Consider the following 3,545-nt stretch of genomic DNA (forward strand, 5'->3'; position numbering starts at 1 on the left):
GAGATATCTCTCCCAACTAGACTCTGACATTTTCGCTCAAAGCTGAAAATTTTCGCTCAAAGTCAGAAAGTGAAAAATTTTGAGGATATCTATATTTAAGAATAGGCAAAAATTTGGCTTTGCCAGATATATCTCTGCAAATTAGACTCTGACATTTTCGGGAAAACTACAGAATTTTCGCTCAAATTCCGAAAGTGAAAAATTTTGAGACTATCTATATTTATGAATAGGCAAAAATTTGTCTTTGCCAGATATATATCTCTCTACTAGACTCTGACATTTTCGGGAAAACTACAGAATTTTCGCTCAAATTCCGAAAGTGGAAAATTTTGAGGATATCTATATTTAAGAATAGGCAAAAATTTGGCTTTGCCAGATATATCTCTCCAAATTAGACTCTGACATTTTCGCTCAAAGCTGAAAATTTTCGCTCAAAGTCAGAAAGTGAAAAATTTTGAGGATATCTATATTTATGAATAGGCAAAAATTTGTCTTTGCCAGATATATCTGTCTCCACTAGACTCTGACATTTTCGCTCAAAGCTGAAAATTTTCGCTCAAAGTCAGAAAGTGAAAAATTTTGAGGATATCTATATTTATGAGTAGGCAAAAATTTGCCCTTAGCTGAGATAATGTTAATTGAAAAACTTGAGGAAGCTAAAACTACTATCAATCAAAAGGAGCAAATTATGTCACTTGCTGAAAATTTAGGATGTTTATTTGAAGTAGGATTTAATATTGGCGTACTTGCTGATATTCAACACCAGAAATATCAAAATTATTTTGCCGATCTATATTCTCAAGATTTAGAGAAACTCAGATTAATAACTCTGGTTAGAAAAATCGCAGATGCAGAGAAAATATCTAGCGAAGGGAGTATTAAAAATCTGGAAAGATGGAGTCAATATTTTATTCAGAAAGGATTTATTGCTGGATTAAATTTTTTTCGTGAATATATCAAGTCAACTGGTTGGAATCTCAACTTGAGAAAACCGGAAATTTTATACTATCAATGCAGTTTTCATGGAGATAATGCTTTTGGTTGTAACCCCAAGGATAGACAACTAGCAAATAGCAAATTATTATCTCAATTTTTATCTGCTGATGTTTTAGATAGTCAATTAAACAATTACGTTATCAAGTACCACAAAAAAGGAGAATTTTTACAAGCAGATACTTTAATTTTGTTACGTTATCGCAGAGAAATTAGAATTATTTGTGTAGATTTGTCGATATTTTCTATCAAGTCAATGGAAGATTTATTAGCACTGGATGATATAGAAGTATTGCGCCGAATGTTGATGAAGGATATTAAACATATACGTTCTAAAAGTGTTTTTTCTAAACTGCGAATAGATACGGGAGATACTCAGGATTTTGGTTTAGAGTTTTCCCCAGATTTAAAACAATATTTTACAGCTTTTAAACGTAAGGATAAGGAAACTGCTAAGTTAATTCAAGCTGGTGCTTATGCTTATAGTTTCTATAATTTTCTCAAGAAAGAAACCGATATATTAGATGAGTCTAAGTCATTACTTTTTAATGCAGTGGGATATAGCGATGTAGCTGCCGCTAGGCTCCGCCAACGCAACGTTAATTCTCTATGTTTACAACTAAAAAATATCAATATTCTTGAGACTTGTGTAGATATTTATCAAAATGAACCGAAGGAGCAAGAGATAAAAATTGCTCGCCAGGAAGTTTTGGAAAAAATTAAAAATAATGCCAAAAAAAGTTTTCAAAATGGGAGAAACTTTGCCAAAGAATTATCTGTCGAAAATATTTATGGAAAGGAGGATAAAATTACTCAAGTAATTCATCAAGAAAAAATTGATGGTTTCTTTAATTCAGTCGGAATTATTTCAGATGATTTAGCAAAAGAAATGGATGTTACTCCCAAGTCAACTTTAAGAAATGCTCATCGTGAATTAATTAAAAAAGTGCTGGAAGGTGATCAAACTTATATATTTTTAACAGGTAATCCAGGAATAGGAAAAACTACAGCGATCGCTAATTTTCTCAAATCTCATATAGATGACGGATTTCTATTATTTTATGTTAGTCCTCGTACCCAAGTTAATGTCGATTTAATCAATAAGTTTAAGTCTAAAACTGACGAATCTTTATGCAGCAACAATATATTTTGTCTGACAACCAACTCTATTCTTATTAAAGAAAATAATGGTAAAATTACAGTTAATTATCGTTCCAATCTCCGTCAAGATAATTTCATTAAAAATACTGTCAATTTTATCCCATTTTGTAGGGGCTTGGTTACCAAGCCCCTACAAAAAACTGCCCATAGAAAGTCGCCATTTTACAGAGAAACCGAGGATAGTATTAAAGATATTGGGGAAAAAAGTGCAGGAGTTCTCTATAGTATCTGTCAGGGAATACATACAACTATCAATCAAAATATCTCTAATAATATTGTCGCTACAGTCTCGATTCAATCTTTAAGAAAAACATCAAATGGTGGAGATACTCTGAACCATCTCCGGGAAATATTTAAAGATGCTTATAATCGAAATACAGGTGTGATGCCTGAAAAAATGCGAGAAATTTCTCAGAGAATAAAGCACATATTTGTAATGATAGATGAAGTAACTGGAGATGATAGTGGAGTAAATTTTTTGCATGGAATTAAGGATTTTTTGAAAGATTACAATTTGACTAATCCTGAATTTGGATTTAATACAAAAGTAATTGTTGCTGATGCTTCTATTGTCGAAAAAGAGCTTATTCAACAACATTTATCTCGGACTTCTACAGAGCCAGATAAAATCTATTTTAGGTCTGTAGGGGCGAATGGCAATTCCCCCTTGCAAGTAGAGACTTTTGAATTTAATAAACAACCAGCAATTGCTATTAATGCTAATTCTTATCCTGCTAGTAGTTTAGATATAACTTATAAAGTTTTCCTCGAATTTTATAAATTTAATTAAGCTAAATTTAAAGATGATCATAAAGAGTTAATCAAAACAGTTCAAGCAAATATTTTATCCGATATAAATTCCTATTTAGATAATCCAGAATCTAGTCAAATCTTAGTTTATATTCAAGATAAACGAAAATTACAAGAATTAATAGACAAAATTCGTAATTCTCGAAAATTTGAACAATATAAAGACTATCTGGAAATACACGCTAATTTATCCGGTGAAAAAAAGAGCAAAATAGAAGAATGTAAACAAGACGTCAAAGTTGTATTTATGACATCTTCAGCAAGTCGAGGTTTATCCTTTCCTAAAGCCAAAATTATCTTAGTAGAAATTCCTAAATTTCAAATAGAAAGAAATTTAATGGAAATCATACAAGTTATCTATAGAGCGCGGGGAGAATATTGGGAAAATAACACCGCAAAAACTTTAGATAATCAACCAAAAAAGATAACCTTTTATTTGAGCGATCGCGCAATTTATAGCAATGAGCGCTGGCATCTTTACATGTTACATAGATATTTGCAATGTAATATAACAGTAACTGTATGAGCTGTATTTTTCATAAATTAGGCGATCGCTAAACCTTAAAGTTTTAAGGATGTCT

At 31.3% G+C, this 3,545-nt stretch carries 2 protein-coding genes; both read left to right on the plus strand.

Annotated features, from left to right (window positions below):
• The first annotated feature begins 688 nt into the window (after nucleotides 1-688).
• Entirely contained in the window at nucleotides 689-2,944 is a 2,256-nt protein-coding gene (locus F6K22_RS35870) for an ATP-binding protein (protein ID WP_293109373.1), read from the plus strand.
• Nucleotides 2,945-3,007: 63 nt separating this feature from the next.
• Entirely contained in the window at nucleotides 3,008-3,490 is a 483-nt protein-coding gene (locus F6K22_RS35875) for a helicase-related protein (protein WP_293109376.1), read from the plus strand.
• The last annotated feature ends 55 nt before the right edge of the window (nucleotides 3,491-3,545 follow it).

It is taken from the genome of Okeania sp. SIO2F4, assembly GCF_010672385.1.
Classification (GTDB): Bacteria; Cyanobacteriota; Cyanobacteriia; order Cyanobacteriales; family Microcoleaceae; genus Trichodesmium.